We start from the raw sequence: 24150 nt of genomic DNA on the forward strand, positions 1-24150 counted from the left end.
GCCGGAGGAGACCGTGAGATCCGTCATGACCACCGCGAAGCGGCCGGCCCGGGCCGGCCGCCGCACGACCGCCGCGTCCGACGCACGCCGGGCGCTGCCGCGCCGGGCCCCGCTGACCACGCCCCACCCGGATCCCGTCCTGGAGGTGGTGGTGCCGGTGCACAACGAGGAGAACGACCTCGAGCGCTGCGTCCGCCGGCTCCACGCCCACCTGACCGGGACGTTCCCCTACCCCTTCCGGATCACCGTCGCCGACAACGCCAGCACCGACCGCACCGGGCACATCGCCGAACGGCTGGCCCGGGAGCTGCCCGACACCGCGTGGCTGCGGCTGGCCGAGAAGGGGCGCGGCCGTGCCCTGCACACCGCCTGGTCCCGCTCGTCCGCCCCGGTGCTCGCCTACCTGGACGTGGACCTCTCCACCGACCTCGCGGCCCTGCTGCCGCTGGTGGCCCCGCTGATCTCCGGGCATTCGGACATCGCCATCGGCACCCGGCTGGCCCGCGGCTCCCGGGTGGTGCGCGGACCCCGGCGCGAGATCATCTCGCGCTGCTACAACGGGCTGCTGCGCGGCACCCTCGCCGTGGGGTTCACCGACGCCCAGTGCGGTTTCAAGGCCGTACGCCGTGACGTCGCCGAGCGGCTGCTCCCGCTGGTCGAGGACCGGGAGTGGTTCTTCGACACCGAACTGCTGGTGATCGCCGAACGGGCCGGACTGCGCATCCACGAGGTGCCGGTGGACTGGGTGGACGACCCCGACAGCCGGGTGGACGTCCTCGCCACGGCACTGGCCGACCTGCGCGGCATGGCCCGGCTGGGGTGTGCCCTGACCCGTGGCCGGCTGCCGCTGACCGCGCTGCACCGCACCGACGGGCTCGACGCCGGACTGCCGCCCGCGCTGCTCCCCCAACTGCTGCGCTTCGCCGCCGTCGGTGCCGCCAGCACCCTGTTCCACCTGCTGCTCTTCCTCGCGCTCCGGCCCGCGACGGGCGCCCAGGCGGCCAACGCGCTCGCCCTGCTGGCCGCCGCGGTCGCCAACACGGCCGCCAACCGCCGGCTCACCTTCGGGGTGCGGGGGCGCGGCGGGGCGCTGCGCCACCAGCTCAAGGGGCTGACGGCCTTCCTGGTCGGCCTCGCCCTCACCAGCGGTTCACTGGCCGTCCTGCACCGCGCCGCGCCCGGCGCCGGTCCCCGCGTGGAACCGGCGGTGCTGGTCGCCGCCAACCTCGCCGCGACCGTGGTGCGCTTCCTCCTCCTGCGGGCCTGGGTGTTCCCCGGTCACCGCTCCCGCCGTGCGACAGGACCCTCCGCCTCATGACCACCGTCGGGACACACGGGGCCGGCCCCGCCGCCGTCCTCCTCCCCCACCCCCCGCCGCCGGCCGCCCCCTCCCCCCGCGAGCGGCTGCGCCGGGCCGCCGTGTACTGCGGTCCCGTGTTCGCGGTGTACGGGGCGCTGAAGCTCGCGGGTTTCGCCGTCTTCATGTTCCTGCTGGACTCCGCGGGCGACTTCCGTGAGAAGCATCCGCGGTTCGGCGGCGGCGCGCGTCCCTGGGACGTGCTGGGCAGCTGGGACGGCTGGTGGTACCAGCAGATCGCCCTGCACGGCTACGACCCGGCGCTGGTGCCCGTCCCCGGCGCCACCGGCATGATCACCCTGGAGGGCAACTCCGCCGCGTTCTTCCCCCTGTACCCGGCGCTGATGCGGATCGTCTCGGAGCTCACCGGTCTCGGCCCGTACGGCGCCGGCCTGACCGTGTCAATCGTCTTCTCCTTCGTCGCGGCGCTCGGCATCCACGCCGTCACCGCCCGGCTGGCCGGACACCGGGCCGGTCTGGTCGCGGCCGGGCTGTGGGCGGTGTGGCCCGGCTCGGGCGCGGAGTGGGCGGTGTACTCCGAGTCCGTCTACACGGCGTCGGCCGCCTGGGCCTGCTACGCCGTGATGACGCGCCGCTGGCTGACCGCCGGGGTGCTGGTCTGCGCCGCCGGGCTGGCCCGGCCCACCGCGGCCACCCTGGTCGTGGCGCTGGCGGTCGCGGGACTGCTCGCGATGCGGCGCGGGGAGGGCGTACGGCGTCCGCTGACCGCGGTGCTGATCGCCCCGCTGGGCGCGGCCGGCTATCTGGGCTGGGTGGGCCACCGGATGGGTGACTGGGGCGGCTACAGCAAGCTCCAGGAGGGCGCCTGGGGCCACACGTTCGACTACGGGCGGCACAGCTTCGACGTGCTCACCTCCGTCCCCGTGGGTCACTTCGACTACCTGTTCGCGATGCCGATGGAGGACACGATCGGCGTCGGGGTGGTGCTGCTGGTGCCGGTGCTGACCGTGCTGCTGATCCGGCTGCGCCCGCCCGCCGTTCTCGTCGTGTACACGGTGCTGTCGTACCTGATGGTGATGGCCACGCAGCAGTACTTCGGCAACGTCTCGCGCTACCTCCTCCCGCTGTTCCCCCTCCTGATCCCCCTCGCCGCGGCCATGAGCCGGCTGCGGTGGCCCTCCCTGCTCGCCGTCCTGGGCACGGCGGCCCTCGCCTCCGGCTCGTACGCGGGATACGTCCTGTTCGAGCTCGGCGTGCCGTAGCGACGCCGTCGGCGGCCAGCGCGGCGGCGAGCCGTCCGGCAGGCGCCGTCAGTGCTTCGGGGACGGCGTCGAGCGCCCGGCCGGTCGGGGTTCCGGGGCCGGTGAGTGTGGCCTCCAGGGCGGCCAGGGCCGTGCGGCCCCGGCGGGCCCGCACGCCGGTGCCCAGGTCGAGTTCGACGTCGGTGGGGCCTGCGGCCTCCTGCACGGCCTGCCGGGCCGCGTCCGAGAGCGGGGCCCGGCCCAGGACGGTGTGCAGAAGCACGCCGGTGGCGTTGATCACCGGCCGCAGTCCGCCGGCCGACCCCGGCAGCAGCGACACGGCTGTGTCGGCGACCGCCTCCGGCGGCAGGGCGCCCTCGCGCGCCCGCTGCTGGGCCGTGGACCGCCGACTTCACCCGGCCGGTCCCCAGCCGGTGCGCGGCCCGCAGCAGCCGCGGATCGCGCAGCACGGCGTCGGTGCGCGGGATCAGCCGCCGTGCGTCCGCTTCCGCGCCTGTGCCTGCGCCTGTGTCCGGGGGGTCCCCCCGCGTCCTTTCGGTCGGGCCCGGTGGCCGGACGGTCGGACCTTCATGGTCCACCAGTGCCCCGGCCCGGGGACCCGGCACGCCGGTGCGCAGGGGGCCCCGCGCACGCGGCGGGACGCACGCCGGGTGCGGGCGGCGGGGCCGCAGTACGCTGGCCGCATCCGGCCCACGGGAGTCCCGATGTGGAAGCGCAGGAAGCACGCACGGCGTCCGGAGACCGTCGCACCGGAGCTGTGCGACCTCTGCGCGAGGACGTTCCCCGAGGCGGAGGCGGTGCGCGGATACGTGGCGGACTCCTCCTCCGCCCACCCCACCGACGAGTGGCACGACGGCCTGCGCCGCGTCACCGCCTGCTGCGGGGCCCACCTGGACGTGTTGCGCGAAGCGTACGGGCGGCGCCCGTTCGTCGTCGAGGAGCTCTGGGCCGCCAAGATCAGCCGGGTCATGATGGCCGGCCCGCCGGAGCTGTCCATGGAGCGGCTCGCCTGCCGCACCGGCCTCGACGAGCCCGACATCCGGCGGGCCATCGCCTGGCACAACGAACGGCGGCGTCGGCTGAACGGGTGATCCGGGCGGCCGGGCGACGTCGCTCCTCCTCTCCCCCGCCGTCCCGCGCGTGGGGCGTGCCGCCGCCGCGGGGCGGGCGCGCCCCCACGCGCGGGCGCCCCGCCCGGCGGGCGCCGGGCGGGGCGTGGTGGGACCACGGAGCGACGCGGTCCGCCGGGCGGTCCCGGACCGCTAGGCCGCCTGGGGCTGCAGGAAGCGGGCCAGCAGGTCGTCCAGGGTCACCAGGCCGGTCAGGTCGCCGGAGGCGTCCCGGACGACGGCGAGCGAGGAGCGGCGGCGGCGCAGCAGGTCGATGGCCTCGGCGACCGTCGCGTCCTCGGTCAGGCCGGGTACCGGGCGGGCCAGCGCGCGGGCGCTGGTGGCGCGGCCCCGGGCGCGGGCGACCACGGCGTCCCGGGCGTGGACCGAGCCGAGGACGGTGTCGTGCTCGCGGACCAGCAGCCGGGTGCGGTCCCGGGAGGCCGCCACGCGCAGGATCTCGTCGAGGCCGGCGGCGCCGTCCACCCAGACGATCCCGGCGGCCGGCACCTGCAGCTCCCGTACCGGGGTCTCGGGTTCGGTCAGTGAACGGGTCAGCAGTTCCGAGTCCGTCTCGCTGATCAGGCCGAGCCGTTCGGACTCCACGACCAGGTGGGTGAGCTGTTCCCGGTTGTGCACCGAGGCCAGCTCGTCGCGCGGGGTGACCCGGCACAGCCGTACGAGGGCGTTGCTCACCGCGTTCAGCACCCGGATCAGCGGCCGTACGACCTTCACCACGGCCCGGAAGGACGGGGAGAGCAGCATCGCGGAGCGCTCGGGGTGGGCGATGGCCCAGGACTTGGGGGCCATCTCGCCGACGACCATGTGCAGGAACACCACGACGATCATGGCCACGGCGAAGGCCACCGCGTAGCTGAGCGCGCTGGGCAGGCCCAGGCTGTGCAGCAGCGGGTCGAGTTCGTGGGAGATCGCGGGCTTGGACACCGAGCCCAGGCCCAGCGTGCACACGGTGATGCCGAGCTGGGCGCCGGCCAGCATCAGGGACAGCTCGCGCATGCCGGCCAGGGCCGCCTTGGCCCCGCCGCGGCCCTCGGCCGCCGCCTTCTCCATGCGGTGCCGCTTGGCGGCGACCAGCGCGAACTCGGCGGCCACGAAGAATCCGCTGCCGATCAGCAGCAGCAGGGTGACGAAGAGCGCCATCGGGAAACTCATGCCTGCTCCTCCGTGTCCACGGCCTCGGCCCGCCGCTCGATCCGCACGCGCTCGGGCACGTGCCGGTCGAGGGTGCGTACGTCGATGACGGCGCTCGCGCCGTCGGACAGCCCGACGGTGAGCCGGTCCCCGATGGCCGGGAAGCGGCCGAGCCGGTCGACGATCAGGCCGGCGACGGTGTCGTAGTCGTCCTCCTCGGGCAGCTCGACGCCGGTGGCCTCGGCCACCTCGTCGATCCGGCGCCCGGCGTCCACCAGCCAGCCGTCGCCGCTGGCGACGGCGACCTCGGTGACGGTGTCGGACTCGTCCGCGATGTCGCCGACGAGTTCCTCGGCGATGTCCTCGTAGGTGACGATGCCGGCGATGCCGCCGTGCTCGTCCAGGACGACGGCGAACTCGTCGTCGCGCTCGCGCATCTGGGTCACGGCGTCGGGCAGCGGCAGGGTGTCCGGCAGCAGCAGGGGCCGCCGGGCGACCGCACCGGCCGTGGTGGCGGCGAGGCGGCCGGCGGGCAGCCGCATCAGCTCGGCCACGCCGAGGACACCGCCGATGTCGTCGGGGTGGTCGCCGAGGACGGGGTAGTTGGAGTGGCCGTGGGCGGCGATCAGGTCGACCGCCTCGGCGGCGGTGGCGTCCCTGCGGACGAAGACGGCGTCCACGCGGGGCACCATCACCTCGTTCAGTGTCCGCTCGGAGAACTCCAGCGCGTGGTCGAGCAGGGCGGCGGTGTCCTTCGGCAGGGCCCCCTGCTCGTGGGACTCGCCGATCAGGTGGCCCAGTTCCTCCAGGGTGGCGCCGTGGTGCAGTTCCTCGACCGGTTCGATGCCGACCCGGCGCAGCAGCTTGTTCGCCGTGCTGTCGAAGACGTGCACGAGGGGGCCGACGACCTTCAGGTAGGCGAGCGTGGAACCGGCCAGCGCCTTGGCCAGCCGCTCCGGCACGGCGATGGCGAGGTTCTTCGGGGCCAGTTCGCCCAGCACCATCTGCACGACCGTGGCCAGCACGAAGGCGAGCACGATCGCGATGCCGCTCACGGCGGCGTCGGGGATGCCCGCGCCCGACAGCACCGGCCTGAGCAGCGCGGACACCGAGGGCTCGGCGATGAAACCGACCACCAGGCCGGTGACGGTGATGCCGAGCTGGGCGCCCGACAGCATGAACGACAGCCGCTCCAGCACCTTCAGGGCGCGGGCGGCTTTGCGGTCACCGGTCTCGGCCTCGCGGGCCAGGGCGAGGCGGTCGGCGGAGACGTAGGCGAACTCCTGGGCGACGAAGTAGCCGGTGCCCGCGGTCAGGACGAAGACGGCCAGGACGCCGAGGAGGGCGTTCGCGGCACTCATCGAACACCATCCCGCCGTGTGCCGTGCTCAGGTGCTGCCTGGCGGGATGGTCGGGGACTGTGCCCCGGGGGGTCCGTCGGTCTGGCGGACAAGGACGTGCTCCTTCAGTGGGTGTGCGATGTGCCAACGCTCCCGGCCGGTGCGTTGTTCCCGGCCGGGCGGGTCAGGCGGTGGCCGGGGCCGCCGGTCCGACCAGTTCGGACAGGACGTCCTCCATGGTCACGAACCCGATGACGGTGCCACTCTCCCCGACGACGGCGGCCAGGTGGCTGCCCTCGCCGCGCAGGGCGGTGAGCGTGTCGTCGAGCGGGGTGTCGATGCGGACCCGGGTGACCTTGTGCAGCGCGGTGCGCGGGAACGGCCGGTCCCGCTCGGTGACCCCGAGGGTGTCCTTGACGTGCAGGTAGCCGAGGAGGGCGCCGTCGGGGCCGGTGACCGGGAACCTGGACAGGCCCGCCTCGGCCGCCAGCCGTTCCAGCCGGGCCGGGGTGACCGTGTGGTCGGTGGTGCGCATCCGCTGCACGGGGACCAGGATCTCGCCGACCGGGCGGGTGCCCAGCTCCAGGGCGTCGCGCAGCCGCTGTCCGTCGGCGGGGCCGAGCAGGCCGGCCTCGCTGGAGTCGAGGACCATGCGGGCGAGCTGGTCGTCGGTGAACACCGACTCGACCTCGTCCTTCGGTTCGACGCGCAGCAGCCGCAGCAGGACGTTGGCGAAGGCGTTGATGCCGAAGACGAACGGCCGCACCGCCCGGGTGAGCGCCACCAGCGGCGGGCCCAGCAGCAGGGCGCTGGGCACGGGCGCGGCGAGGGCGATGTTCTTGGGCACCATCTCGCCGATCAGCATGTGCAGGTAGGTGGCGAGCGCGAGGGCGATGACGAACGCGATCGGGTGCACCAGGGCGTCCGGGATGCTCACCGCCGCGAAGCCGGGCTCCAGCAGGTGCGCGATGGCGGGTTCGGCGACCGCGCCGAGCACCAGGGAGGAGGCGGTGATGCCGAGCTGCGCGGTGGCCATCATCGCGGACAGGTGCTCGAGCGCCCAGAGGGTCATCCGGGCGCGCTTCTCGCCCGCCTGGGCGCGCGGTTCGATCTGGCTGCGGCGCACGGAGATCAGGGCGAACTCGGCGCCCACGAAGAACGCGTTGGTCAGCAGGGTCAGGGCGCCGATGGTGAGCTGCAGGGCGGTCATCGGGCGCCCTCCAGGGCCTGGGCGAGCGGGGCCGGGGCCGGCTCGGTGACGCGTACGCGGTCGGCGCGGTGGTGCTCGACCTCCAGCACCTCCAGCCGCCAGCCGTCGAGTTCCACCACGTCACCCTTGACGGGGATGCGGGACAGGTGGGTGGCGATCAGTCCGGCGACGGTCTCGTACGGGCCGTCAGGCGCGGTGAGCCCGATCCCGGCGAGCCGGTCGAGGCGGACGCTGCCGTCGGCCTCCCACACGGAGCGCCCGTCCCCGGTGTGCGGGGCGGGGGCCAGGTCGGGCGTCTCGACGGGGTCGTGCTCGTCGCGGACCTCGCCGACGACCTCCTCGACGATGTCCTCCACGGTGGCCACGCCCGCCGTGCCGCCGTACTCGTCGATGACGACGGCCATGGTGCGGTGCGCGCGCATCCGTTCCAGCAGGCGGTCGGCGGGGAGGCTGTCGGGGACCAGCAGGGGCGGGGCGGTCAGCTCGGTGACCCGCGTCCCGGCCCGCCGCTCGGGTTCCAGGGCGAGGACGTCGCGGATGTGGACGGTGCCGACCACCTCGTCGAGGCTGTCGCGGTAGACGGGGAAGCGGGACAGTCCGGTGGCGTGGCTGAGGGCGGCGGCGTCGGCGGCCGTGGCGTGCACTTCGAGGGCCCTGACGTCGACCCGGGGGGTCATCACGTTCTCGGCCGTCAGCTCGCTCAGGTGCAGGGTGCGCACGAACAGCTCGGCGGAGTCCGCCTCCAGGGCGCCCTCGGCGGCCGAGCGCCGGGCGAGCGCGCCCAGTTCCTCGGCGGTGCGCGCGGAGGCCAGTTCCTCGGCGGGCTCCAGGCCGACGCGGCGCACGAAGCGGTTGGCGGTGCTGTTGAGGTGCCCGATGAACGGGCCGAAGGCGGCGGTGAACGCCCGCTGGGGTCCGGCGACGACCTTGGCGACCGCGGCCGGCCGGGAGATCGCCCAGTTCTTCGGGACCAGCTCGCCGACCACCATCAGCACCACGGTGGACAGCGCCACACCCAGCAGGGTCGCCACGGTCGGGGCGGCGCCGCCCAGGCCGAGGGAGCGCAGGGGGCCGCGCAGCAGGGCGGCGAGGGAGGGTTCGGCGAGCATGCCGATCACCAGTGAGGTGACCGTGATGCCGAGCTGGGCGCCGGACAGCTGGAGGGTCAGGCGCCGCACCGCGCGCAGTGCGCCCTCGGCCCCGCGCTCGCCGGCTTCGGCGGCACGCTCCAGCTCACCGCGCTCGACGGTGGTGAGGGAGAACTCGGCGGCGACGAAGACCGCGCAGGCCAGGGTCAGCAGCAGAGCGAGCAGGAGCAGCAGGACTTCGGTCACCGTGCCACCCCCGCTCCCCTGCTGGCCTTACGGCGCGGACGGGCGGTGGTGGCACGGCGGCTACTGGGAGGATCACCCATCGGGAGACCGTCGCTCCTTCTCGGACGCGTGGGAGGAATGGTGTGGAAGCAGGATGGCCTGTTTCTACGCCAACTGTAAAGGAGCCGCAAAGTCACCGGTCCGGGCACCACGCCCGCGGGGCACCGCCGCGCGCCGCGCGCGGAGGGGGCGCGCACCCGTCCGGGCGGGTCCGGTGGCCGCCTTAGGTGATCTCCAGCACGTCCCGCACGGGGCGGCGGGGGGTGGCCGGGCCGCGGGGGCCGTAGCCGAGGCGCAGCACCATGTGCACCTGTCCGGTGCCGGACGCCGGGTCCCGGGCCAGCAGGCGCAGCTCCCGGTCCTCCAGGGCGTGCGAGGTGAGGGACGTCGCCAGGTCGGCCAGGGTGGCCTCCAGCAGGACGCGTTCCAGTGCCTGACCGGCCCGCAGCCAGTCGGCGGGACCCTCACCGCGGGTGCTGAGCAGTGCCAGGTGCGGGACGTCCTCGAACGCGGTGGTGCCGCGGTCGGCGACGGCGCGGCGGCCCGCGAAGTCACGGACGGGAGCCCGGCCGTCCTGCTTGCGCGGCCCGAAGGCGTACTCGGGGACGCCGTCGACGGCGGTGTCCGCCTCCGCGCCCAGCCGGGTCCAGCGGACCACGTCCTCCTCGGCGCCGGGGTCCGCGAGGTCCCGGCTCTCCGCGTCGCGGACCAGGTCGAGCACCGTCTCGGCGTGCCAGGCGCCGGGGAAGACCAGCTCGGCCCCCTCCTGGGCGGCGGCGTTCTCCAGGGTCGTCCGCACCTCGCCGGGGAGGTCCCGCTCGGCGAAGGGATGACGGCTGGTGCGCCGCCGGCTGATCGCCGGGTGCAGCCGGCTCAGCTCCGTGTCGGCGGGGCGGTGCGGGAGCGGGGCCGACAGGCGGACGGCGGCGAGCAGCAGGGGGTCGCCCGGGTCGGGCAGGAGGCCGGTGTCCGCGACCAGGTCCGCGTGGGCGGCGGCGACCCGCAGGTTGAACAGGGCCGCCCCGCAGCCGATGTGCAGGGACCGGTCGCCGGGGTCGGAGTGGGGCATGGCCCGTTCCGGGTCGGCGCGCAGCAGCAGGAGGTGCTCCGCCCCGCGGTAGTGGAAGCGCCACGGCTGGGCGTTGTGCATGGACGGTGCCGCGGTCGCCGCGGCGACCAGTGCGGTGACCGTCCTCTCGTCGAGCGGTCGCGATGCCATGCCGTCCTCCTCACCTCACGGTGCCGGCGCCGGTACACCGGCGGGTTCCCCTTCGTACCTCCCGGAACCGGGTGGCCCCGGCCGGCGTGCGGCCCGGGGTGGCGGTCAGTCCTCCACCCTCGCCGGCTCCACGCCGCCCTGGGGGCGTCCGCCGGCGAGCTCGCGGCCGGTGACCGGTTCGGGCTCGATCCGGACGAGGACCTCGTGCCGTGCCGGTACCCGGGAGACCGGGCCGCTCCGCAGCGGCCGGTCGCGCGCGGCGGCGTCGGTGACCACGGCGGCGGGGCCGGTGACGGCCACGCTCCGGGCCGCCCGGCGGGCCACGTCGACGTCGCCGGTCCTGAAGGCGGCCACCGCGCGGTCGATCGCGCGGGCCGGTGCGGAGCGCCGTGCCTCCGAGTTCGCGGACACCGTCCTGGGGGTGCATCGGCCCGTCCGTCCGTTCGTCTCCGGTGCAGCGGTGCTGCGTACCGCGACCCTGCCACGGGCGGGCCCGGGAGGTGAGGGCCCGTCGGTCCCCTTCCCGGCGGCGAAGGGCCCGGCATCGGGTCCGCGGGGCGGCTCAGGGGCCGGCGAAGGGCTGTTCGGTCCAGATGACCTTGCCGGTGGAGGTGTGCCGGGTGCCCCAGCGGTGGGCGAGCTGGGCGACGATCATCAGTCCGCGTCCGCCCTCGTCGGTGGTGCGGGCGTGGCGCGGGCGCGGTGAGGTGCCGCTGCCGTCGGAGACCTCGCAGACGAGACTGCGGTCCCGGACGAGGCGCAGGCCGACCGGTCCGGAGGCGTGCCGGATGGCGTTGGTGACCAGTTCGCTGACGATGAGCTCCGTGGTGAAGGCCAGGTCGTCCAGGCCCCACTCGGACAGCTGCCGGACGGCGGCGGCGCGGGCGTCTCCGACGGCGGCCGGGTCGCTGGGCAGATCCCAGGAGACGACCCGGTCCGGCGGGAGGACCCGGGTCCGGGCCAGGAGCAGGGCGGCGTCGTCCGCCGGCGGTCCGGTCAGCAGCGTGCCGACGGCGCCCCGGCCGAGTTCGTCGAGGGTCCTCCCGGGCACGGCGAGCGCGCGGCCCAGCCGGGAGATCCCGACGTCGATGTCCCGGTCGGCGGTCTCCACGAGGCCGTCGGTGTAGAACGCCAGGAGGCTGCCCTCGGCCAGCTCCCGTTCGGCGGATTCGAACGGCAGGTAGCCGAGGCCCAGGGGCGGTCCCGCGGGCAGGTCCAGGATCTCGGCGTCGCCGTCCGGGGTCACCAGGACGGGCGGGAGGTGGCCGGCGCGGGCCAGCGCGCACCGCCTGCCGACGGGGTCGTACACGGCGTACAGGCAGGTCGCTCCCATGAAGCCGGCGCCCGCGGCGTCCGTCTGCCCGCTGTCCTCGTGCGCGCCCATGAGTCCGATGACCAGGTCGTCGAGGTGGGCGAGGAGTTCGTCCGGGGGGAAGTCCAGATTGGCGAGCGTGCGCACCGCGGCGCGCAGGCGGCCCATGGTCGCCGCGGCGTTCATGCCGTGCCCGACGACGTCCCCGACGACGAGGGCGACCCGGGCCCCGGACAGCGGGATGACGTCGAACCAGTCACCGCCCACGCCGCTGGGCACGCCCGCCGGCTGGTACCAGGAGGCCACGTCGAGCGCCGAACCGCCGGTCAGCGCCTGGGGCAGCAGGAACTGCTGCATGGCACGGGAGGCGGTGCGCTCGCGGGTGAAGCGGCGGGCGTTGTCGACGCTCACCGCCGCGCGGGAGACGATCTCCTCGGCGAGGCGCACGTCGTCGTCCTCGAAGGGGGAGACGTGCCGTGACCGGGCGAAGGTCGCCACGCCCAGGGTGACGCCGCGCGCCCGCACCGGGACCACCATCAGGGAGCGGAAGCCGTACTCGAGGATCGACGCGCCCAGGGAGGGGTCCTCGGTCACCCAGGGGCTGGAGGTGCGGTCCAGCGTGCGCTCCACGAGGGTGCTGCTGCGCTGCAGGCAGTGCGTCACGGGCGAGGAGGGGGCGCGCCGGACCGCCTCCCCCACGGCGAGGGAGCCCTCCGGGCAGCCCTCGCGCAGGGACGCCTGCCCCGCGCGCCGGATGACGGGTGCCATGCCGACCGGCCCGGGGGCCGGTTCCTCGCCCCGCATGACGGAGTCGAGCAGGTCGACGGCGACGAAGTCGGCGAGCAGCGGCACGGTCGCGTCGGCCAGTTCCTGCGCGGTCCGCGGGATGTCCAGCGTGCTGCCGATCCTGGAGCCCGCGTCGTTGAGCAGGGCCAGGCGTTCCTGGGCACGCCGGCGTTCGGTGACGTCGATGAGCATGTACAGGATGCCCACGGTGCGGTCGCGGCGGTCCTTGAGGTCGAAGAAGGACGCGGAGATGGCGCGGGAACGCTCGGGGGTGCCGACGGTGGTGAGGAACTCGTGGTCCATGACGGGACGTCCCGTGTTCAGCACCGAGCGCATCTGCTCCTCGAAGAGCGCGGCCTCCGCCTCGGGCAGGACGTCACCCGCCCGCCGCCCCAGGCGGTCCCTCAGCGGCACCAGGCGTTCCAGGGGGTCGTTGACCCAGACGTAGCGCAGGTCGGTGTCGAGGACCGCCAGGCCGACCGGCGCGTGCGCGAGGAAGGAGGTGAGCATGAGCTGGCTCATGCCTCCCCCGGGCATCCGCCAGAAGGCCCGTTTCGGCGGGCGGCCGGCGAAGCGCCCGAACACGAGGGCGGCGGCGGTGGCGACCAGGACGCCGGGGACCATCTCGTAGAGGTTCGACTCCAGCGGTCCGAGCAGGGGATTGATCCGGTCCCACAGGAGCACGGTACCGGCGCCGGCCACGATGCCGGCCATGGCTCCCGCCCAGGTCATGCGGGGCCAGTACAGCGACAGCAGGACGACCGGGCCGAAGGCGGCGCCGAACCCCGCCCAGGCGTGGGCGACGATGCTCAGCAGTCCGCCGCCCCTGAGCGCGACGGCGAAGGCCACGAGGATCACCAGGACCACCGTGGCGCGCCCCACCCACACCAGGGCCCGGTCGGTGGCGCGCCGGTTGAGGAACGCCCGGTAGAAGTCCTCCGTCAGCGCGACGGACGAGACGAGGAGCTGGCTGTCGGCGGTCGAGATGACGGCGGCGAGCACGGCGATCAGCATCACGCCGGCGACCCACGGGTTGAGCAGGGCCTGGGACAGGGCGATGTAGACCGTGTCGGGCGCGGCCAGCGAGGGGGCGAGCTCCCCGATGCCCGCGAGGCCGACGAGTGTGGCACCGGCCAGTACGACCACGACCCACGCCGTGCCGACGCGGCGGGCGGCGGGGACGTCCCGGGCGCTGCGGATGCTCATGAAGCGGGCCAGGATGTGGGGCTGCCCGAAGTAGCCGAGGCCCCAGGCGAGCAGCGAGACGATCGCCACCGCGCCGAGCGTCCCGTCGGCCGACCACAGACCGCCTCCGTAGTCGACCCGGGCGGCGGGGTCGCGCAGTGCCGGCTCGCGGGCGTCGAGGGCGTTGCCGAGGGCGTCGAAGCCGCCGAGGGCGACGACGGCGGTCACGGACAGCACGATCAGCGCGAGAGCCATGACGGTGGCCTGCATGACATGGGTGAGGCTCACCGCGAGGAAGCCGCCCAGGCACGAGTAGACGACGATGACCAGTGCGGTGACGGTGACGCCCAGCCCGAAACGGAGGTCGAAGACGGTTTCGAACAGCAGTCCCCCGGCCACCAGGCCGCTGCTGACGTAGAGGGTGAAGAACACCAGCGTGACCGCCGCCGAGACCAGTCTGAGCGTGCGGGTGCGGTCCTCGAACCGTTCCTCCAGGTAGGCGGACAGGCTCACGGCGTTGCCGGCCCGCTCGGTGTAGGTGCGCAGTCTCGGGGCGACGAAGAGCCAGTTCAGGTAGGTGCCGACGGCGAGGCCGAGGGCGATCCAGGCGGAGCCGATGCCCGCCGCGTAGACGGCGCCGGGCAGCGCCAGGAAGAGCCAGCCGGACATGTCGCTGGCGCCGGCGGACAGGGCGGTGACGGAGGGCCTGAGGCGGCGCCCGCCCAGGGCGAAGTCGGAGAAGGTGCGCGTGCGGGTCCGGGCCCAGAGGCCGGTTCCGACCATCGCGGCCACGTACAGGGCGAACGTGGTCACGATCGGCGCACTCAAGTTGAACATAGGTCCTCGCCCGGGACGTCCGCGATCAGGGGTACGCCCATCCGTCCGGCCGGTATTGCGTTACTTTGCCGCCAAATGTACCGACGTCACCCACGGTCAACCATGCGGCGGCCCCGGGACCGGCCCCCGGGCCGCCGCCGGACGGACTCGCGCCGCGCCAGGGCACCGCGGTTTCACAGGTGCGGCACGACGGCCACGGGGCAGTTGGCCTGCTGGAGCAGGGCGTGGGTGACCGGGCCGGTGCGCGGCGCCCTCGGCCGGCCGGTGAGCCGGTGGCCGACGACCAGCAGGTCCGCGGTGGACGCCGCCCGCAGCAGGGCATCCGCCGGCTTGCCCCGCACCACCGTCTCCAGGACGTCGACGTCGGGGTACTTGTCACGCCACACGCGCAGCACCGCGGTAAGGAAACCCAGCCATTCCTCCGCCCTGCCGGGGTCGCCGGCCAGGCCGACCTCGCCGGGGCCCAGGGTGAGCGGGCCGGGTGCGCGCCAGGCGTGCAGCACCCGCAGCCGTGCCCGGCGCAGGCGGGCCGACTCGAAGGCGCACCCGATCACCTCGTCGCACGGTTCGGTGACGTCGAGGCCGAGGAGGACGTCCCGCCGCCCGGCACCGGTCCCCTCGTCGCGGACCGGCGGTGTTCCGGTGTCCGCGCGGACGAGAACGACGGGGTGGGTGGCCTTCGCCACCACACCGAGGGCGACCGAACCCATGAGGTGTCCGGTGATCCGGCCCGGCCCGCGGGAGCCGAGCACCAGTGGGCCGGCGTCCCCGGCCGCCTTCACCAGGACGTCCACGGCCGGCCCCTCGACCTGGTCGTCGCGCAGACGCACCCCGGGGCTCGCGGCGAGGGCGTGTTCCTCCGCCTGCCGCAGCACCCGCCGGGCCTGGGTCCGGCGGGCCGCGCCGGCGATCGGCGCCTCATCGCGCGCCGCCCCCTCACGCACATGGAGCAGGTGGAGGGGCCGGCCGCGGCGGGTGGCCTCGCGCGCCGCCCAGGCGGTGGCGGCCAGGCTCTCGGCTGAACCATCGACTCCGACGACAACGGGCGACAGCATGATGCGCACCTCCGGGACGGGAGCTTCTTCCCCGCTTCCAGCGTCGTCGCCGCGACCTCGCCGGCCCAGGGCCCACCGGGTCGTCCACCAGGGCCGTCCGGCCCCGGACGGGCGGACCCAAGGGCCGTACGAGTGGCCGGGGACGTACGCCTGTGCGAACCCAACCGGCGCCCTTCGAGGGCGACTTGAGTCGGGTCGTGAGGACAGGGCCCGGTCGGACCCTCTATGCTTCTACGCGTTTGTAGAACGAGCGTCGCACGCCTCCGGGCGGGCGGCGCCGTCCTCCCGGAACGCACGTACGTCCAAAGGAGCGGACGCCCTCATGGTGTTCAAACGACTGCTCGGCTCGCTCGGCGTGGGCGGCCCCACCGTCGACACGGTCCTCACTCCCGGTGCCGTCCGGCCCGGCGGGGAACTGACCGGCCGGGTCCGCATCGAGGGCGGCGGTGCCGCCTTCGACATCGAGCACATCACGCTGGAGCTGGTGGCGCGGGTGGAGGCCGAGCACGAGGAGGGCGAGAGCGAGGGCGTCGTCCCCTTCGGCCGGTTCACCGTCGGCGGCGGCTTCCGGCTCGCCGAGGACGAGGTACGCGAGGTGCCGTTCGGCGTGACGCTGCCCTGGGAGACGCCGGTCACCGAGCTGTACGGACAGCCGCTCGGCATCGTGCTCGGCGTGCGCACCGAACTGTCCGTGGCGGGCGCCAGGGACAAGGGGGACCTCGACCCGCTGGCCGTCGGCGCGCTGCCCGTCCAGGAGGAGATCCTCGACGCGTTCGGCCGGCTGGGCTTCGGCTTCGCGTCGGCGGACCTGGAGTACGGGCACATCGGCGGGACGGGCCAGCAGCTGCCCTTCTACCAGGAGATCGAGATCACCCCGTCGCCCGAGTACGCGCACCGGGTGAACGAGATCGAGGTGACCTTCCTCGCGCACCCCGGCGGGATGGAGGTCGTGCTGGAGGCGGACAAGCGCGGCGGTCTCCTCTCCGGCGGTCACGACGCGCTCACCCGGTTCACCGTCGGCCACCACGACACCCGCGACTGGAACAGCGAGGTCGACGGCTGGGTGCGCCGGCTGGTCGAACAGGGCGGCCACGGCGAGCACGCCGGACTCCACGGGCACGGCGGTCACCACCACGGCGAGCCCCACCGCTCGGGCCCCGGCATGGGGACGGTCGTGGCGGCGGGCGCTGCCGGACTGGCCGTCGGTGTCGTCGGCGGCATGGTCGCGGCCGAGGTCGTCGACGAGGTCGGTGACTTCTTCGAGGGCGACGAGGAGGACTGACGGGGGCGGGTCCGCACCGGCCCGCCGCGCCCGCGCACCGGCGGGCGTCCGGGTCACAGGGGAGTGGCCGCGTACAGGATCAGCGCCATCGTCACGGCGGAGTTCGCGGACGACATCGCGGACATGACGGCCCCCGCGGTGGCGCCCCAGGCCGCCAGCCCCACCACCGTGAACAGCGACGGCCACCGCCGCACGGCCGGAGCGGGTCCCAGCAGGGCCGCCACCCGGCGCGGAACCGGACCGGCCGCGGCGAGGCCCGCCAGGGTGGGCACCGGAGTGCCCCGCGAGACCAGGGCCGCCCTGCCGATCGCGTGCGCGACGGTCCGGCGGCTGCCGACCCGCTGCGCGGCGTCCTCGTCCGCCCACCGTTCCGCCGTGTACGCCACCGCGGTCCGCAGCGGCCGAAGGAACGGGTTGGCCCGCGCGGCCAGCTGGACCGCCAGGAGGAACCGGTGGTGACGGCCCGCGAGATGGGCCCGCTCGTGCGCGAACAGCGCCCGGCGTTCGGCCGGCCCGAGCTGCTCCAGCAGACCGGTGGTCACCACCACCCGGTCCCGCCGCCCGCCCGGCAGCGCGTACGCGTACGGCACCGCGTCCGGGAGGACCGCCACCTCCGTCCCGCGCAGCCCGGCCAGCGCCCGGTGGGCACGGCGGCGCACCCGGCCGTGCCGCCACAGCGTCCGGCCGCACGCCACCACCACCGCGCACAGGGCGGGGATCGCGGCCTTGCCGACGACCTCGTCGAACGGGACGGCGGCACGCACCTCGGGGTCGGACCAGCCGTCGGGCAGGGGGTTGCCGGGCAGCTGGGCCGTGCCGACCACCATCACCAGGGCCAGGCACACGGTGCTGCACACCGCCATCACCGCGGCCACCCCGGTCAGCAGCCGGGTCGCGGTACGCGGGTGCAGATGGTGCTCGGCGAGGCGCGCGATCGGCCAGGCGGTCAGGGGCAGCACCAGCGGCAGGAAGACGAAGACCCCCATGGCGGCTCAGTCTTCCCCGTCGCTCTCCGGCCGTTCCAGCAGCTCCCTCAGGAGGCGCTCGTCGGCCGGGGCGAGACCGGTGACGAAACTGGCCAGTACCGCCTGCCGGTCACTCTCGCCGTCCAGCACCTTGCGCATCCGGTGCGCGGCCAGGCCCGCCTGGTCCGATGCGGGCGTCCACGCGAAGGACCGGCCCGCACGCCGGCGGGTGACCACGCCCTTGGCCAGCAGCCTGGTCAGGATGGTGATGACGGTCGTGTAGGCGAGGTCCGTGCCGAGGCGCTCCTGCACCCAGCCGGCCGTCGCCGGGCCGTCCGCCTCCCGCAGCGCCGACAGGACCATCGCCTCCAGTTCGCCCTGCCCCCGCCGCCGGGAACGCTGCTGTTCCTCCGCCACGCCCTGACTCCCTTCCGTTCACCGCCGCTCAGCCGGGCAGACATCGTATAGACGCCCTCCCGGAACGCCCGCGCAGCCCACGGAACCCCCCTCCTCATCTACAGTGATGTAGATTCACGCCCCGGTCCAGGAGAAGGAGCAGGACACCATGTTCGGACTGAGCGAGCTGGCCCTCGTCCTCGTCGTCGTCATCGCCGTCCTGGCGGTGAAAAAGGGTCCGGACCTCATCCGCTCGGCGGGCAAGGCGACCCGCATCCTCAAGGCCGAGACCCGCACCCCGAGGACACCCGGGCCCGGCGCGCCCGAGCACCCCGGCGGCCCCTCTCCGCGGGACGGCAGGCCGTGACCCGGCCCGCGTGAGGCCCCTCTCCCGGGAGGGACGGCGGGCCGCTCCGGCGAGGACATGAACGGGTACGGCGGCGGGCAGGAGGGTCACCGGCGGCGACGCGAACGGTCCCGGGCCGGGCGTCGCCCGGCGTGACCTTCGGTGCCGCAAGGCCGATACTGCCCATAGCAGGATCTCCCGCCCGTCGCCCGACCCTCTTAGGAGATACCCGTGAAGATGCTCATCAACGTACCGGAGACCGTGGTGGCGGACGCGTTGCGCGGCATGGCCGCGGCGCATCCCGAACTGGCGGTGGACGTGGAGAACCGGGTGATCGTCCGCAAGGACGCCCCGGTGGCCGGGAAGGTGGGCCTGGTGTCCGGCGGAGGCTCCGGACACGAGCCCCTGCACGGCGGGTTCGTGGGTCCCGGGATGCTCTCGGCGGCCTGTCCGGGCGAGGTGTTCACCTCTCCCGTCCCCGACCAGATGGTGCGGGCCGCCGCGGCCGTGGACAGCGGGGCCGGGGTGCTGTTCGTCGTGAAGAACTACACCGGTGACGTGCTCAACTTCGACATGGCCGCCGAACTGGCCGAGGACGAGGGCATTCAGATCGCGAAGGTGCTGGTCAACGACGACGTGGCGGTGACCGACAGCCTGTACACGGCCGGGCGCCGGGGCACCGGGGCGACGCTGTTCGTGGAGAAGATCGCGGGCGCGGCGGCCGAGGCGGGGCAGCCGCTGGAGCGGGTGGAGGCCGTCGCCCGCCAGGTGAACGAGAACTCCCGCAGCTTCGGCGTGGCGCTGAGCGCCTGCACCACCCCGTCCAAGGGCACGCCCACCTTCGATCTGCCCGAGGGAGAGCTGGAACTGGGCATCGGCATCCACGGCGAGCCGGGCCGGGAGCGGCGTCCGATGATGACCTCCGGTGAGATCGCCGAGGCGGCCGTCGACGCGATCCTGGCGGACATCACCCCGCGCAACCCGGTGCTGGTCCTGGTCAACGGCATGGGCGCCACCCCGCTGCTGGAGCTGTACGGCTTCAACGCGGAGGTGCAGCGCGTGCTGGGCGAGCGCGGGGTCCCCGTGGCCCGCGTCCTCGTCGGCAACTACGTCACGTCGCTCGACATGGCGGGCGCCTCGGTCACCCTGTGCCAGATCGACGAGGAGCTGCTGCGGCTGTGGGACGCCCCGGTGCGTACCGCGGGGCTGCGCTGGGGCATGTGAGAAACGCCGGGTGACGGTTCCGGTGTACCTACCACGCGAGGAGTTCCCGTGCTCGACGCCGACTTCTTCCGCCGCTGGATGACGGCCGCCGCCGCGTCCGTGGACCGCGAGGCCGACCGGCTGACCGCCCTCGACTCGCCGATCGGGGACGCCGATCACGGCAGCAACCTGCAACGCGGATTCCGGGCGGTGCGGGACGCGCTCGACAAGGAACCGCCCGCCACCCCGGGAGCGGTGCTGACCCAGGCCGGGCGCCTGCTCATCTCCACCGTGGGCGGGGCGTCGGGGCCGCTGTACGGGACACTGCTGCGCCGCGCCGGCAAGTCGCTCGGGGACGCCGCCGAGGTGGACGAACGGCAGCTGGCCGAGGCGCTGCGCGCCGGGACGGACGCGGTGATGCAGCTCGGCGGGGCGGCACCCGGGGACAAGACGATGATCGACGCGCTGGTGCCCGCGGTCGACGCGCTCGGCGACTCGTTCGCCGCCGCCCGTGACGCGGCGGAGCGGGGGGCCGTCGCGACGACGCCGTTGCAGGCCCGTAAGGGCAGGGCCAGTTACCTCGGTGAGCGCAGCATCGGTCACCAGGACCCGGGGGCGACGTCGTCGGCGCTGCTGATCGCCGCGCTCCTCGACGCCTCGGGCCCGGAGGCGGGCCGTGAGTGACGACGGGCGGGTGGGGATCGTGCTGGTGTCGCACAGCGCGGCGGTCGCCGAGTCGGTGGCGGAGCTGGCGAAGGGCCTGGCGGGCTCCGGCGACACGGTCGCCGTGGCCCCGGCGGGCGGCACGGCGGGCGGTGACCTCGGCACCAGCGCCGAGCTGATCTCGGCGGCGGCCGCCTCGGTCGACCGCGGGGCCGGGGTGGCGGTGCTCACCGATCTCGGGAGCGCGGTGCTCACCGTGAAGACGCTGCTCGCCGAGGGGGACGAACTGCCCGAGCACACACGGCTGGTGGACGCTCCGTTCGTCGAGGGGGCGGTGGCCGCGGTGGTCACGGCGTCCACGGGCGCCGACCTGGCCGCGGTGGAGGCGGCGGCCGCGGAGGCGTACACCTACCGCAAGACGTGACGGGCGCGGTGCCGCCCGGCCCGCCCGGCCCGCCCGGTCAGCCGACGCCGTCGACGAACGCGCGGGCCAGCCGCTCCCCCTCGGCGACCGCGGCCCCGTGGTCCTCGACGGGGGTCACCCGGCTGTCCCTGAACACGATGTAGGTGACCCCCGAGGGGGTACCGCCGCCCCGCGGGTCCGGGTCGATGCCGAGCGACTTCGCCGCGGCGTGGGAGGCCTCACCGATGATGCCCGCGGGGCCGGTGTCGCCCACGACCGCGTAGCGCACCCGGTCGCGGTACACCAGGGCCGCGACCGAACCGCCGCGCACCCCGTCGGAACGGTGGTTCCAGACGGCGCTGGGGGCGGGCACCACGACGTAGGGCAGTTTCTCGGCGCTCAGCGGCCGGCCGTCGGACTGGGCGAAGGCGGTGGAGGCGGAGAAGTGGGGGTCGGTGCGGGCGTTGCAGCGGCGGCCCGGCCGGCCGTCGCAGTCGATGTCCATGTCGGCCTTCCAGAACACGGCGTCGCGGGTGCCGCAGACCGGCACCGTGGCCCGGGCTCCCTGGTCCGTGCGGTAGCGGCCCCGGGAGACGGGCGTGCAGGTGCGCACCCTGTCCAGCAGTTCGGCGGCGCCGACGGGGGCCGCACCCCGCTCCGGTACCGGAGCGGCGCGGCGCGCGACGGCGGGGTCGGTGCGGCGCGCGGCGGCGGGGTCGGTGCGGCGCGGCGAGTCGGGGTCGGTACGCGCGGTGGCGGGCTCGGGGCGCCGCGGGGAGAGCGGTGCGGCGCGCCGCCCGGAGACGGGCGCGAGTTCCGGGCGCCCCGCGGTGACCGGTGACATCTGCCGTGGGGCGACCGGGTGCGCGCGCCGTGCCGCCTGTTCGGTGCGGGGCTGCGGCGCGGCGCCGGGCGGCGACGAGGGGGCCAGCAGCGCGACTCCGGCCAGGACCAGGGTGAGCGACGGGACACGGGACACGGTCAAGGGGGCCTTTCGTCGGGGACATGGACGCACACACTCGGGCACTTTGCCCCATTTCGCACGAATGTGACGACGTGACGGCCCCGTCCGGGGCGGACGGCACACGATCGCACCGGCGACCGCTCCGCGAGCCGGCATGCGGGGCGGCTCCGGCCCCGGCCGCCCCGCCGGCGGCGCCGGCACGGTGGCCCGCGACACCGGCGATGCGCACCGCGGGCCCAACTCGCTTGCCACGCCCGGCGGTTCGGGCACCCCGGACGCCGGATGCATCCGCACGCGAGCGCCCCGGCTCTCCCGCCCTCTTGAAGTGACCGCGTCAGCAGCCCCATATTGGTACGGACCAATATCGGGTCGTTCCGTGGTTCCCCCAGGGAGGCGAAGTCGTGCGTGGCGTTCCCCCAGCCGTGTCCCCGCGTCGCCTCCTCGCGCTCTGCGGTGTCCTCCTGCTGGTCGCCTCCTGCCGGTGGGGCGGCTCCGGGGACGCGGGGAGCGAGCGGCTGCCCGCGGCGCCCACCGGCGTCACGGCCGAGGCCGGCAGCGCCACCGGCGTGCACGTCATGTGGAACGCCGTCGCCGCCACCGGCGCGGAGGTGAGCGGGTACGAGGTGTACCTGGACTCCACCAAGGTCGAGGAGGTGCCCGGTTCCGCGCACATGGTGGACGTCACCGGGCTCCGGCCCGCGACCGCCCACGTCTTCACGGTGCGGGCCCGGGACGCGGACGGGCGGCTCGGGCCGCCCAGCCGGGAGGTGAGGGCGACCACCCCCGCGGCGTCCGCGGCCGACGACTCCCCGCCCTCACGCCCGGCCGGGACGCGCGGCCGGGCGGCCGGGAGCAGGGCGGCCCAGCTGTCGTGGTCCGCCTCCACCGACGACCGGGACGTGGTGTCGTACGACATCCACCAGGGCGGGACGAAGATCCACAGCGTGGGCGGGGGACAGACCGCCGCCGTCGTCACGGGGCTGCGGCCGGGCACCCGGTACGCCTTCACCGTCCGGGCCAGGGACGCGGCCGGCAACGTCTCCCCGCCGGGGGCCACGGTCCGCCTCACCACCGCGGGCGGCGCGGACGACGGCGCCGCCACCGCTCCCACCGAATTCCGCGCCACCACCAGCCGGGAGTCCGACGGCGCCCACCACCTCGCCCTGACCTGGGTGCCGCCACGCGTCGACGGAGTGATCACCGAGTACGAGGTGCAGCTGGACGGCCGCACCGCCACCTCGCTCGTCTACGGCGGCACCCCGCCGCGCGACCGGGCGGCCCACCGCTTCTACCTGGGCGAGGAGGCGGGAGTGACCCACCGGGTGCGGATCCGGGCGATGTTGCCCGACGGGACCTGGGGCGGCTTCTCGCCCGAGCGCACGGTGACCACCGGCGAGCCCTCCTGATCCGCCCCCGGACGCCGGGCGGGCGGGCGTCACCTGCCCGGATGCGGCCGGAGTGCGCGGCGGCCCCGCTGCCCTTTGGCTGGCTTCGTGACGGCACGGGCGCTCCCCGACCTCGGCGGCGCTAGGGATGTACCGCCGGCCGTGCCGCCGGAAGGCAGTCCACATGCGCATCTCGAAGCCACCGCTCCGCCCCGCACCCGCCATGGCAGCCGCCGCCGCGCTCGCCCTGATCCCGGCCGGGCCGGCCGCCGCGGCCGGGATCTCGGTGAGCACCACCGGGTCGACGGTCTCGGTCAGCACCAGCGCGTGCACCCAGGTCAACGGCCAGTGGGGTACGGCCTCGCTGCTCGGCAGCGGCCAGACCAGCTTCTCGCAGGGCCGCCAGGTGGCGCTGACGGGGACGGCCTCGGGCCAGTCCGCCGCCTGGTCGAACGTCGGCGCGGGCACCTACACGGTCGTCGTGGTGTGCTCCGACGGCAGCACCGCGGGTACCCAGGCCGTCGTCGTCTCCCCCGTGTCCAGCCCGACGGCCACCCCCACCGCCTCCCCCACCCGCGGGGTGATGGGCGGCGTCGGCGGCGGCTCCACGGACTACGGCACGGTCACCCTGGTGGCGGGCGGCGCGCTGGTCGGCAGCGGTCTGCTCGCCACGGCCTGGTACCTGCGCCGGCGCGCCAGGCCGCGCCACCTCTAGGCCGGCGCCGGCCGCCATCACGTCCGACGCGCTCCGGTCGGGCGGCCGGCGTCCTCTCGTCCCGGCGGCCGGGCGGTCACGCCTTCCGCGCGCCCGGCCGCTCCCCCTCGTCCGGCTCCGGCAGCCGGTCGAACTCCTCGATCGCGTGGTCGAGCCACCGGGTCCAGAACGTCTCCAGGTCGATGCCGGCCCGCAGCACCAGATGGCGCAGCCGGTCCTGCGGCCCGTCCTTGCCGGGCGGGAAGTCCCGCCGCTCGATCTCCCGGTACTCCTCCAGCTGCCGTCCGTGCAGCTCACGGTGGCGCAGCAGGTCGGCCCGGAGTCCCTCGGTGCCGACCACGGCCGCCGCCCTCAGCCGCAGCAGCATCACGTCCCGGTGCGGCTTGGGGTCCTGGGACGCGGCGGTCCAGCGGGCCAGTTCGTCCCGGCCCGCCGGCAGCACCTCGTACGCCTTCTTCTGCCCCCGGGCCGGCTGCTCGGAGAGCAGGGCACGGATCAGGCCCCCGGCCTCCAGCCGGCCCAGCTCGCGGTAGATCTGCTGGTGCGTCGCGGACCAGAAGTAGCCGATCGACCTGTCGAACCGGCGGGTCAGCTCCAGCCCCGACGACGGCTTCTCGAGCAGGGCGGTGAGGATCGCGTGCGGGAGTGACATGCGCTCATCCTAGGGACG

22 protein-coding genes and 2 pseudogenes are annotated in these 24150 nt (G+C 75.0%); 10 read left to right on the top strand and 14 right to left on the bottom strand.

Translation table 11 applies throughout. The annotated features are described in order from the left end of the window. The first annotated feature begins 25 nt into the window (after positions 1–25). A complete protein-coding gene (locus IE118_RS17010; protein ID WP_189558764.1) occupies positions 26–1318 on the top strand; it encodes a glycosyltransferase in 1293 nt (430 codons plus the stop codon). Next, positions 1315–2580 (top strand): putative hexosyltransferase, encoded by a 1266-nt coding sequence (locus IE118_RS17015; protein ID WP_189558765.1) that lies wholly within the window; start codon positions 1315–1317, stop codon positions 2578–2580. The genes IE118_RS17010 and IE118_RS17015 overlap by 4 nt, the downstream gene beginning before the upstream one ends. Before the next feature lie 175 nt (positions 2581–2755). Here the strand turns inward: IE118_RS17015 and IE118_RS34745 are convergent. Both IE118_RS34745 and IE118_RS34750 read right to left on the bottom strand, forming a co-directional pair. Continuing rightward, positions 2756–2899: pseudogene (locus IE118_RS34745) on the bottom strand (L-seryl-tRNA(Sec) selenium transferase); the annotation flags it as partial. Between the two features lie 103 nt (positions 2900–3002). Next, positions 3003–3305 (bottom strand): annotated as a pseudogene (locus IE118_RS34750) (hypothetical protein); the annotation flags it as partial. Here IE118_RS34750 and IE118_RS17025 point away from each other — a divergent pair. Then, positions 3285–3671, top strand: a complete 387-nt coding sequence (locus IE118_RS17025; RefSeq protein WP_189558766.1) for a nucleoside/nucleotide kinase family protein — start codon at positions 3285–3287, stop codon at positions 3669–3671. The pseudogene IE118_RS34750 and the gene IE118_RS17025 sit on opposite strands and share 21 nt — an antisense overlap. Before the next feature lie 171 nt (positions 3672–3842). On the opposite strand, the gene IE118_RS17030 is transcribed toward IE118_RS17025, so the two are convergent. The 8 genes from IE118_RS17030 to IE118_RS17065 all read right to left on the bottom strand — a co-directional run bounded on the left by IE118_RS17030 (position 3843) and on the right by IE118_RS17065 (position 15158). Further along, positions 3843–4862 carry a hemolysin family protein gene (locus tag IE118_RS17030; protein WP_189558767.1) on the bottom strand — a complete coding sequence of 340 codons (1020 nt, stop codon included), beginning with the start codon at positions 4860–4862 and terminating at the stop codon, positions 3843–3845. Then, complete coding sequence (locus IE118_RS17035) at positions 4859–6202, bottom strand: hemolysin family protein (RefSeq protein ID WP_189558768.1); 1344 nt, start codon at positions 6200–6202, stop codon at positions 4859–4861. The genes IE118_RS17030 and IE118_RS17035 overlap by 4 nt, the downstream gene beginning before the upstream one ends. Positions 6203–6365: 163 nt before the next feature. Continuing rightward, on the bottom strand, positions 6366–7391 hold the full coding sequence (locus IE118_RS17040) for a hemolysin family protein (protein ID WP_189558769.1): 1026 nt from the start codon (positions 7389–7391) through the stop codon (positions 6366–6368). Beyond that, entirely contained in the window at positions 7388–8725 is a 1338-nt protein-coding gene (locus IE118_RS17045) for a hemolysin family protein (protein WP_189558770.1), read from the bottom strand. Before IE118_RS17045 ends, IE118_RS17040 begins: the two co-directional genes overlap by 4 nt. Before the next feature lie 262 nt (positions 8726–8987). Then, positions 8988–9983, bottom strand: a complete 996-nt coding sequence (locus IE118_RS17050; protein WP_189558771.1) for an Acg family FMN-binding oxidoreductase — start codon at positions 9981–9983, stop codon at positions 8988–8990. Positions 9984–10088: 105 nt separating this feature from the next. Then, entirely contained in the window at positions 10089–10394 is a 306-nt protein-coding gene (locus IE118_RS17055) for a hypothetical protein (protein WP_189558772.1), read from the bottom strand. 151 nt (positions 10395–10545) lie between these two features. Then, positions 10546–14103 (bottom strand): sodium/proline symporter PutP, encoded by a 3558-nt coding sequence (putP, locus tag IE118_RS17060; protein ID WP_189558773.1) that lies wholly within the window; start codon positions 14101–14103, stop codon positions 10546–10548. A gap of 173 nt (positions 14104–14276) precedes the next feature. Beyond that, complete coding sequence (locus tag IE118_RS17065) at positions 14277–15158, bottom strand: universal stress protein (protein ID WP_189558774.1); 882 nt, start codon at positions 15156–15158, stop codon at positions 14277–14279. Positions 15159–15480: 322 nt separating this feature from the next. Between IE118_RS17065 and IE118_RS17070 the strand changes: the two genes are divergently transcribed. Further along, entirely contained in the window at positions 15481–16440 is a 960-nt protein-coding gene (locus tag IE118_RS17070; protein WP_189558775.1) for a sporulation protein, read from the top strand. A 53-nt stretch (positions 16441–16493) separates the two neighbouring features. Here the strand turns inward: IE118_RS17070 and IE118_RS17075 are convergent, their stop codons facing one another. Then, a complete protein-coding gene (locus tag IE118_RS17075; protein WP_189558776.1) occupies positions 16494–17426 on the bottom strand; it encodes a M56 family metallopeptidase in 933 nt (310 codons plus the stop codon). A gap of 6 nt (positions 17427–17432) precedes the next feature. Then, a complete protein-coding gene (locus IE118_RS17080; protein WP_189558777.1) occupies positions 17433–17822 on the bottom strand; it encodes a BlaI/MecI/CopY family transcriptional regulator in 390 nt (129 codons plus the stop codon). Between the two features lie 148 nt (positions 17823–17970). On the opposite strand from IE118_RS17080, the gene IE118_RS17085 reads away from it, so the two are divergent. The 4 genes from IE118_RS17085 to dhaM all read left to right on the top strand — a co-directional run bounded on the left by IE118_RS17085 (position 17971) and on the right by dhaM (position 20437). Beyond that, positions 17971–18168, top strand: coding sequence for a twin-arginine translocase TatA/TatE family subunit (locus IE118_RS17085; RefSeq protein WP_189558778.1), 198 nt, complete (start codon positions 17971–17973; stop codon positions 18166–18168). 210 nt (positions 18169–18378) lie between these two features. Then, on the top strand, positions 18379–19371 hold the full coding sequence (dhaK, locus tag IE118_RS17090) for a dihydroxyacetone kinase subunit DhaK (RefSeq protein WP_189558779.1): 993 nt from the start codon (positions 18379–18381) through the stop codon (positions 19369–19371). 48 nt (positions 19372–19419) lie between these two features. Continuing rightward, positions 19420–20034 carry a dihydroxyacetone kinase subunit DhaL gene (dhaL, locus tag IE118_RS17095; protein WP_189558780.1) on the top strand — a complete coding sequence of 205 codons (615 nt, stop codon included), beginning with the start codon at positions 19420–19422 and terminating at the stop codon, positions 20032–20034. Continuing rightward, the gene (gene dhaM / locus IE118_RS17100; RefSeq protein WP_189558781.1) at positions 20027–20437 is read left to right on the top strand and encodes a dihydroxyacetone kinase phosphoryl donor subunit DhaM; all 411 of its coding nucleotides are present in this window, start codon (positions 20027–20029) and stop codon (positions 20435–20437) included. Before dhaL ends, dhaM begins: the two co-directional genes overlap by 8 nt. 37 nt (positions 20438–20474) lie before the next feature. On the opposite strand, the gene IE118_RS17105 is transcribed toward dhaM, so the two are convergent. After that, positions 20475–21395 (bottom strand): glycoside hydrolase family 75 protein, encoded by a 921-nt coding sequence (locus tag IE118_RS17105; protein WP_229846855.1) that lies wholly within the window; start codon positions 21393–21395, stop codon positions 20475–20477. Between the two features lie 386 nt (positions 21396–21781). On the opposite strand from IE118_RS17105, the gene IE118_RS17110 reads away from it, so the two are divergent. Both IE118_RS17110 and IE118_RS17115 read left to right on the top strand, forming a co-directional pair. Further along, positions 21782–22786 carry a fibronectin type III domain-containing protein gene (locus IE118_RS17110; protein ID WP_189558783.1) on the top strand — a complete coding sequence of 335 codons (1005 nt, stop codon included), beginning with the start codon at positions 21782–21784 and terminating at the stop codon, positions 22784–22786. Positions 22787–22949: 163 nt separating this feature from the next. Further along, positions 22950–23480 (top strand): hypothetical protein, encoded by a 531-nt coding sequence (locus tag IE118_RS17115; RefSeq protein ID WP_189558784.1) that lies wholly within the window; start codon positions 22950–22952, stop codon positions 23478–23480. A 76-nt stretch (positions 23481–23556) separates the two neighbouring features. On the opposite strand, the gene IE118_RS17120 is transcribed toward IE118_RS17115, so the two are convergent. Then, entirely contained in the window at positions 23557–24132 is a 576-nt protein-coding gene (locus IE118_RS17120; RefSeq protein ID WP_189558785.1) for a PadR family transcriptional regulator, read from the bottom strand. Positions 24133–24150 lie beyond the last annotated feature (18 nt).

The sequence above is a fragment of the Streptomyces pilosus genome (genome assembly GCF_014649835.1).
In the GTDB taxonomy this organism is placed as follows: domain Bacteria; phylum Actinomycetota; class Actinomycetes; order Streptomycetales; family Streptomycetaceae; genus Streptomyces; species Streptomyces pilosus.

What these genes read in the sequence shown, in the direction of transcription:
- IE118_RS17120 (WP_189558785.1), bottom strand. Translation starts at nt 24,132, where the DNA reads ATGTCACTCCCGCACGCGATCCTCACCGCCCTGCTCGAGAAGCCGTCG.
- IE118_RS17065 (WP_189558774.1), bottom strand. Translation starts at nt 15,158, where the DNA reads ATGCTGTCGCCCGTTGTCGTCGGAGTCGATGGTTCAGCCGAGAGCCTG.
- IE118_RS17070 (WP_189558775.1), top strand. Translation starts at nt 15,481, where the DNA reads ATGGTGTTCAAACGACTGCTCGGCTCGCTCGGCGTGGGCGGCCCCACC.
- IE118_RS17015 (WP_189558765.1), top strand. Translation starts at nt 1,315, where the DNA reads ATGACCACCGTCGGGACACACGGGGCCGGCCCCGCCGCCGTCCTCCTC.
- IE118_RS17115 (WP_189558784.1), top strand. Translation starts at nt 22,950, where the DNA reads ATGCGCATCTCGAAGCCACCGCTCCGCCCCGCACCCGCCATGGCAGCC.
- IE118_RS17040 (WP_189558769.1), bottom strand. Translation starts at nt 7,391, where the DNA reads ATGACCGCCCTGCAGCTCACCATCGGCGCCCTGACCCTGCTGACCAAC.
- IE118_RS17050 (WP_189558771.1), bottom strand. Translation starts at nt 9,983, where the DNA reads ATGGCATCGCGACCGCTCGACGAGAGGACGGTCACCGCACTGGTCGCC.
- IE118_RS17075 (WP_189558776.1), bottom strand. Translation starts at nt 17,426, where the DNA reads ATGGGGGTCTTCGTCTTCCTGCCGCTGGTGCTGCCCCTGACCGCCTGG.
- IE118_RS17035 (WP_189558768.1), bottom strand. Translation starts at nt 6,202, where the DNA reads ATGAGTGCCGCGAACGCCCTCCTCGGCGTCCTGGCCGTCTTCGTCCTG.
- IE118_RS17085 (WP_189558778.1), top strand. Translation starts at nt 17,971, where the DNA reads ATGTTCGGACTGAGCGAGCTGGCCCTCGTCCTCGTCGTCGTCATCGCC.
- IE118_RS17030 (WP_189558767.1), bottom strand. Translation starts at nt 4,862, where the DNA reads ATGAGTTTCCCGATGGCGCTCTTCGTCACCCTGCTGCTGCTGATCGGC.
- IE118_RS17025 (WP_189558766.1), top strand. Translation starts at nt 3,285, where the DNA reads ATGTGGAAGCGCAGGAAGCACGCACGGCGTCCGGAGACCGTCGCACCG.
- IE118_RS17010 (WP_189558764.1), top strand. Translation starts at nt 26, where the DNA reads ATGACCACCGCGAAGCGGCCGGCCCGGGCCGGCCGCCGCACGACCGCC.
- putP (WP_189558773.1), bottom strand. Translation starts at nt 14,103, where the DNA reads ATGTTCAACTTGAGTGCGCCGATCGTGACCACGTTCGCCCTGTACGTG.